This is a genomic window from Microcoleus sp. B5-D4 (assembly GCF_036705145.1).
Lineage (GTDB): Bacteria > Cyanobacteriota > Cyanobacteriia > Cyanobacteriales > Microcoleaceae > Microcoleus.
The window spans coordinates 42,143-48,225 of the sequence record NZ_JAUBTV010000059.1 but is presented as its reverse complement, the minus strand read 5'-3'; the positions used below and the strand labels follow the sequence as shown (position 1 = coordinate 48,225).

The window sequence follows — 6,083 nt, the reverse complement described above, 5'->3', positions numbered from 1 at the left end:
TCTTATTTTTGCGGGTTCGGTGGCCCAATCTTTGAAAAATACTCGCTCGCGCGATCGCACCTGCGGAATGTGGGATAACTTCTCAAGAAAAAACTTTCGGGTCTAGCTTTTCAAACACCCGGCGAAATGTATCATCACGCTTGGATGCCATTGGGTAACTCTAAAAATTATTCACGCCCATTGCTGCTTGCTGAGTCCATAATTTTCGATGTCTTCCCACCCCTGGGCACCGGCGATCGTAGCTAATATGGTAATGACCAGAATGTCTTTAAGTAAATGTTGTTTTGTTCGGTCTACTCTCGGATCTGGTATGTCATCAAAATAAGTTGAAGGCGCAGTAAGTGTTGCAGGGAGAGGGGTTGAGACCTGTCGGGTTTCGGTGATGATTTTGCCTCATTCACAACACGCTCGAATCCTTTCTCCATTGATTTTTCCTCACCATTCGTGACACAGATGAAGCAGTATTATAGAACCAATTTGACATCTTTGAGGCTGCGAGTCGATCGCCCGTTGTCTGTCGGGCGTTGCTTAATCAGGGATGGGTTCAAAGAGCCGCTATTGACAGGATGCTCTTTTATATCTTGCCCTTTTTGTCAAGTACAATTTATACCAAATTAGATGAGCTTACCCTGAAAAAAACGCTTAGCTATTGCTTTTTGTGAGATGGGTTCAGTATGATAAGTATCTAGGATTTTTGGCAGAAAATCAATCGAGTAAGCTTTCATTTTTAACAAGGTATGATGTTTGGTACAAGTAAACGTGTTGTGAGTCAAGCATCGCGTACTTTCAAAAAAATGTTATGATGTGTGGTATCGCTTTCGCGTGGCTTTACTCAACCATATAATTATAGTTCATTTGATCCGATATTCTCTGTTTTACCCTCACGAGTGAGGGTCAGTAACATTATACCTCATCTTTCTGAGAAAGGCTGTATATCGTCGGTTTTGTTGAGAATCATAAACCCCATGCGGAATCACTTTCCCGTGACCTAAACTCCAAAAATCATGATCGAAAGTAGTGACAGGTTCCTTTGTATAGAGAGTTCCCGGACGATACAATTTTCCTAAAACTTCTTTCTTTTTGGTGTCAAGACTAATAATAGGATTGCTGGGTTCTCTATACTCTGTAGGGTGCATCTCACTTTGGCAAATACATCAAATTGAAAGTTGACCGTTGAGATAAGCACAGCGAAGAGAAAGGATAGAGGGAACGCTCTCAATTTTCCATTGCGCTCCTGATATTTTTACCCTGAACCCAATTCGTTTAATAATTGATTCAACTGTTCCCGAACCTATCGAACTTATGGACTCTTCTTTATAGTATTGGTAGTTGACTATTCGGCACCGATGGGTCTCTAAATAGTTACAAAATATTTTGAATCCTTTTTTTTTCATCTCTTTAAATAGATTAATAACTTCATCTATTTTACCTTGCCACAACATATTTTCGGCTAGTTTTAAACGTTTTAGCGAACCTCCTACCTTGTAAAGATTTTCTTTCAGATGATACCAATCTAAGATTTCTTGTCTTTGTTCAGTATCTCCTATTTCTTGAAATATTTTCCAAATTCCCGCATGACCATCTCAACCGTCAATACATAGGATGTAGTAAGTTTTGGCTATTAGTCCAATCAATTAAATCTTGATTATTTTGAAAAAAGGCTCCCGAATAAACATTATCTAAACAAATGGCTTTATAGTCTTTCCAGTAACAGCCCTCGCCTTTGGTGTCGTTGCGTAGCCTGACTTTCCCGCCATCTAATGTAATTTCTTGAACTCCTTGTTTAGATGTAGGTAATTCAAATTCTTGTCGTTTGACTAATCTTTGTAATGTACTATGAGAGACTTTGATCCCCGTGAAAATCTCTAAATCTTTTTCTGCCATTTGATAAGATTCGTTGGCACTGATTAAAAGACAGCACTTTTCCATCATTGGACTGAATTGACTATACGCTTTCAATCCAAAATATTTCGCTTGATTGTCTGTAATTTCGAGCGAACCGACTATTGATTTTATTTTTCTGGATTTTCCTGTTTGAATCCCTGATACTGCTGAAAAAAAAAGCTACCTAGTTCTGGTCCCACTTGTTCTAGCATTTTCTGACGGAGAGATTTTTCTATGCTATCAAAACTTTCTAACTCGGTTGGATCTGTATTTCTGTAAAGAATGGATGCTGCCGCTTTTAAGTAGGCTTTTAGCTGTTCTTGGTCTGAGGGTGTCATTTTCTTTACCTCATATTTTTTGGCAATTTTACTAGCTTTTCCATTTTAACCCTTTTGCGACATATTCGCCAAAGCGAGATGCACCCTACTCTGTACTCTGTATCCAGTCGCGCAATATTTTTAAATTGAGCGTCCCGATTTTTGTTAATTCCTATTGTTTGTTTTTTTGGGCTTTTCTTTTCACATATCCATGCTTTTTTAATAGCTTGGCAACTCAGGGTAGACTAATGGTGAAACCTGCCGTTCGTAGTCCAGAAGCTATTTCTTTATGCGTCAAATTAGTTTATTTGATTAACTCATTCATTGGGTCTCCGGCTGTGTGATTTTTTAAAACTTCTAAAAAGGCTGCCTCAATACCGATTTGAGTAGACCCAATACTTTTTCTTCCCCCTCCTTTCTTTCTGATCCTGGAACTATTTAGTGTCTCTGAGTCCATTTTCTCTAATTCTTCCAATCCCTTGATTATGGTATTTCGGCTGCAGCCCAAAAGTTGCATTACATAGCTAATTCCACCCCATCCTAATTTTTGAGATTCTATAGCTGCATACCTTCTTTTATCCTTTTCTGATAAGGATTTATAAAAAATTTTCATTTCTGACTCAATTGAACTCGAATAAAACATGGATTTAAAAGTAAATTAGAATAGTTAAGTAGAAAAATCCTTTGTGAGTTGATCTCTGTAGGAGCCAAAATTGCAATAAGCGCACTTTTTTCATTATAACCGATAACTCATCAACTTATTTATTTTTCATTCCTTATTCAGCAAGCCCTATCTATGTTCTGACGGGGTTGTTACTGTCATAAGCTGTTCAGCATCTAAAACGCATATTGCATAGTATAATATGATGATATTTATAAAAAGTCAATGCCTACTAAAAACTTCCTCAGTTCCGAGACAAGGGAAAATCTTCAACAAGTATTAAAGGAGCATGAGCATCCAGACATTCGGCAAAGAGCCTTAATTTTTTTATTGCTAAATAGCGGAAATACACAAGCTCAAACTGCTGAACTAATAGGATGCTCTCTGAGAAAGATTGCTTATTGGAGCATTCATGGTGATCCTGATAATTTAGACACTTTTAAAGATAATAGGATGAAGGGTAATTACCGAAAAGCCACAGAAGAATACATTAATTTACTTTTAGAAACAGTTGAAGTAGAACCTGAGAAATATGGCTATGAATTCGGGAAATGGACAACAGCTAGACTTGCCATATATCTAGGAGAGAAAACAGGAATCGAGTTGAGTAGTACCCAAGTAAGGAGAATTTTAAAATCAAAAAAGTATGTTTACCTTTGGGCTAAATACAGCTTGAAGGATAAGCAAGATGCCGTAGAAAGGGGTTTATTTAAAGATAAATTAGCTGAGTATTTAAAAGTAGAAAAAGAATCTCCAAACCTATTGCAGGTATGGTTTTGGGACGAAAGTGGATTTAGTTTAAGAGTAATTAGACGGAAAACCTGGTGTAAAAAGGGGACTAGAAGTAATAAAAGAGGAGACCGACGAAAAGGTCGTATTAATGTTATGGGTGGAGTGAGATACTCAGACAAAAAAAGATGGGTAGATTTTATTCCATCTGGTAATTCTGCTAATTTTTATGCTGTGCTGAAAACTTTTTATGAAGATTTAAAATCCGAGTGGATATTGCAAGGAAATTTAGCGGAAGAATTTGAAGATAAAGGCTGTAAATTTGTGATAATCTTGGACAACGCTAGTTTTCATAAAAAAGCAGCGACTTTGCAGAAAATAGCGTCAGAGATGCCGAATCTAATCATAGAGTTTTTGCCCAAGTATAGCCCGGACTATAACTTAGTTGAATTAGTCTGGCATTCTGCCAAGGAATATGTTGCTAATAGATTATTTGAATCCATTGAAAAATTAGAAGCACTGTTACATAAACTGTTAAATGAAGGAGGACTAATTATGAAATGGAACCGAAAAATAAAAAATAAAGGTAACGCGAGTTAATGCAGTTTAGATGTTTGACAGCTTATCCAACACCCCCTCACTAACAAATGTCGGGCCGAACATCCCGCCGGCCCCGCCTTCTCCAAAAGCCCGAAAACCATTCACTTCAACCAGGCACGGTGAGCCATCAAAGCTGCAAAAGGCTGCACTCCCCGCAACTGATTCGACAGCGGCAAATGACCCCTAGGCGCGCTCAAATCCCAAATAAACTCTTGCGGATACCGCGTCCAATTATTCCCCTTCTTCCAGCCAATTAGCGGCCACAACTTATCCCAATTCTTGCCCGAACTCAGCCAAATTTCCCGCTGCACCGAAAAGCCAAATTTGCCTTCGGAATGAACTTTCCACAGCGTATTAATTGTTTGCAAATCCGCCACTGGCAAACTCTCAACTTGCGTAAAATACAGCCACTTTCTCATGGAAGCTGTCTCACCCGCTAATTCACAAAGCTTGTCTAAAGTCAAGCGATCGGCTTCTTGAAATTCCTGTAACGCCAATAATTGTTGCAGTGGAGTGTAATCAATGTTAGAGTCCGATCGCAGCGGCACAACCCCAGTGGGAAAATTCGCTTGCAAAAACTCCGCCGCTCTCGGAGAATTAGCACTGTAAAGAATTTGGTAAGCCTTACCCATTACCGCAGTCGGTGCTTCTGACTTGCGCTCTAATAAAAATTCCATCAATACATCCCAACCGGAATCTGCTATTTGTTGTTGTAGCAGTTGCAGTTGAGCTTTTTCCGAACCCGACCTCAACTGAGAGCGGAGTTCGGCTGTATCGGCCGCCGAGTCTAGAGGAGAAGTAGAAATCGAGTCAGTCATGAGAAACTATCAGCTATCAGCTATCAGCTATCAGCTATTAGCTGAAGCCCTGGTTTTCCTCCATTGTACAATGGTACTGACTCCGATTCACTTCTCTGTACTCGGATGCCTGCGCGCCACGCTGCCTAGTTTAGCCTCAAGCCCGCACGCACCCTCTTCGCCAATGGCAGCAATAGCAAATCAGTCTACCATCTGAAATTTACGATCGATGCCATGTCAAAGAGTTTTTCTTGAACCTAGTCGTCCACGATCGAAACCCATGCAGAGAAGGAAGGCGGAAAAAAGTTTATGTCATATTCCGAGTCTTCCCATTCTTTGACCCAAAGCGGTACCGCGCCGGGGCGAGGAGTAGCAGAAAATGTGCGTTCTTTGACTTCGATCGAGTGAAATAGCTGTTTTAAAGTATCTCCCCGATCCAAAGCTTCGCTAAGGATGTCGTCCAACTCAGGATCGACCCGTTTGACACGGTTTTTGTCCTCCTCCAGCCACAGAAGTTTCAAAGACTTCAGATCTCTCGGACTGAGGATGCTCTTGTAGTACACGCGCTTAAGGGTCGCTACGGGCTCCAATGAACGTTCGATCCGGCGAATTTGCTGAACTCGCAGGTAGTGCCATTCTGCTAAACGCTTGCTTTCCGAAGGCGGGAGAGTACCCTTGCCCGCTGCGTGTTTGTAGTCGTATTTAATCAAACTGCAAGCCATATTGGCTAGCAGGTGAATCAACTGTTTTTCTTTGGGTGTTGCCTGACGCCGTTCCTGGGTTCTTGTCAATACGCGCTGTCTGCGGGTAGTTTCGAGAGTATTTTCCATTGGGTTTTTACGAGATGAAATACGATTGTGCCAGATCCAAATCCCGAACATCAGAAGGTAAGGAAGTTGATAGGCGGGGAAACTCCACCGACAGACTCGCCTTACCTGTTTATTTTCCCATTCACCGTTCTCTGAAACTGACCCCCACCCCCGGGATTAGGTAGACTGATATTGGGATCTAGTTTTAACCACCTCGATTAGAGGCCCTTGCGACAACAAATACCACCACAACTACAACCACAACCACAACCGCACAAGAGCGAAC

The 6,083-nt window shown here is 40.7% G+C and carries 6 protein-coding genes and 2 pseudogenes; 2 read left to right on the top strand and 6 right to left on the bottom strand.

The genetic code is table 11. The features are described from left to right. Positions 1-94: 94 nt before the first annotated feature. The 4 genes and pseudogenes from QUB10_RS23540 to QUB10_RS23525 form a co-directional block, all read right to left on the bottom strand. A pseudogene (locus QUB10_RS23540) lies at positions 95-384 on the bottom strand (transposase family protein); the annotation flags it as partial. Positions 385-881: 497 nt separating this feature from the next. Beyond that, positions 882-1,136: an ISAzo13-like element transposase-related protein gene (locus QUB10_RS23535; RefSeq protein ID WP_333205668.1), complete on the bottom strand. Its 255-nt coding sequence runs from the start codon at positions 1,134-1,136 to the stop codon at positions 882-884. A gap of 18 nt (positions 1,137-1,154) precedes the next feature. Beyond that, positions 1,155-2,222: pseudogene (locus tag QUB10_RS23530) on the bottom strand (ISKra4 family transposase). A 283-nt stretch (positions 2,223-2,505) separates the two neighbouring features. Beyond that, positions 2,506-2,814 carry a hypothetical protein gene (locus tag QUB10_RS23525; RefSeq protein ID WP_333205667.1) on the bottom strand — a complete coding sequence of 103 codons (309 nt, stop codon included), beginning with the start codon at positions 2,812-2,814 and terminating at the stop codon, positions 2,506-2,508. Between the two features lie 273 nt (positions 2,815-3,087). Between QUB10_RS23525 and QUB10_RS23520 the strand changes: the two genes are divergently transcribed. Beyond that, positions 3,088-4,191, top strand: a complete 1,104-nt coding sequence (locus QUB10_RS23520) for an IS630 family transposase (RefSeq protein ID WP_333205666.1) — start codon at positions 3,088-3,090, stop codon at positions 4,189-4,191. A 101-nt stretch (positions 4,192-4,292) separates the two neighbouring features. Here the strand turns inward: QUB10_RS23520 and QUB10_RS23515 are convergent, their stop codons facing one another. Then, on the bottom strand, positions 4,293-5,009 hold the full coding sequence (locus QUB10_RS23515; protein ID WP_333205665.1) for a GUN4 N-terminal ARM-like repeat domain-containing protein: 717 nt from the start codon (positions 5,007-5,009) through the stop codon (positions 4,293-4,295). Between QUB10_RS23515 and QUB10_RS23510 the strand changes: the two genes are divergently transcribed. Next, positions 5,008-5,205 carry a hypothetical protein gene (locus QUB10_RS23510; RefSeq protein WP_333205664.1) on the top strand — a complete coding sequence of 66 codons (198 nt, stop codon included), beginning with the start codon at positions 5,008-5,010 and terminating at the stop codon, positions 5,203-5,205. The two genes, QUB10_RS23515 and QUB10_RS23510, sit on opposite strands and share 2 nt — an antisense overlap. A 40-nt stretch (positions 5,206-5,245) precedes the next feature. On the opposite strand, the gene QUB10_RS23505 is transcribed toward QUB10_RS23510, so the two are convergent. Next, positions 5,246-5,818 (bottom strand): hypothetical protein, encoded by a 573-nt coding sequence (locus QUB10_RS23505; protein ID WP_333066315.1) that lies wholly within the window; start codon positions 5,816-5,818, stop codon positions 5,246-5,248. Between the last annotated feature and the right edge of the window lie 265 nt (positions 5,819-6,083).

What these genes read in the sequence shown, in the direction of transcription:
- QUB10_RS23535 (WP_333205668.1), bottom strand. Translation starts at nt 1,136, where the DNA reads ATGCACCCTACAGAGTATAGAGAACCCAGCAATCCTATTATTAGTCTT.
- QUB10_RS23525 (WP_333205667.1), bottom strand. Translation starts at nt 2,814, where the DNA reads ATGAAAATTTTTTATAAATCCTTATCAGAAAAGGATAAAAGAAGGTAT.
- QUB10_RS23520 (WP_333205666.1), top strand. Translation starts at nt 3,088, where the DNA reads ATGCCTACTAAAAACTTCCTCAGTTCCGAGACAAGGGAAAATCTTCAA.
- QUB10_RS23510 (WP_333205664.1), top strand. Translation starts at nt 5,008, where the DNA reads ATGAGAAACTATCAGCTATCAGCTATCAGCTATCAGCTATTAGCTGAA.
- QUB10_RS23515 (WP_333205665.1), bottom strand. Translation starts at nt 5,009, where the DNA reads ATGACTGACTCGATTTCTACTTCTCCTCTAGACTCGGCGGCCGATACA.
- QUB10_RS23505 (WP_333066315.1), bottom strand. Translation starts at nt 5,818, where the DNA reads ATGGAAAATACTCTCGAAACTACCCGCAGACAGCGCGTATTGACAAGA.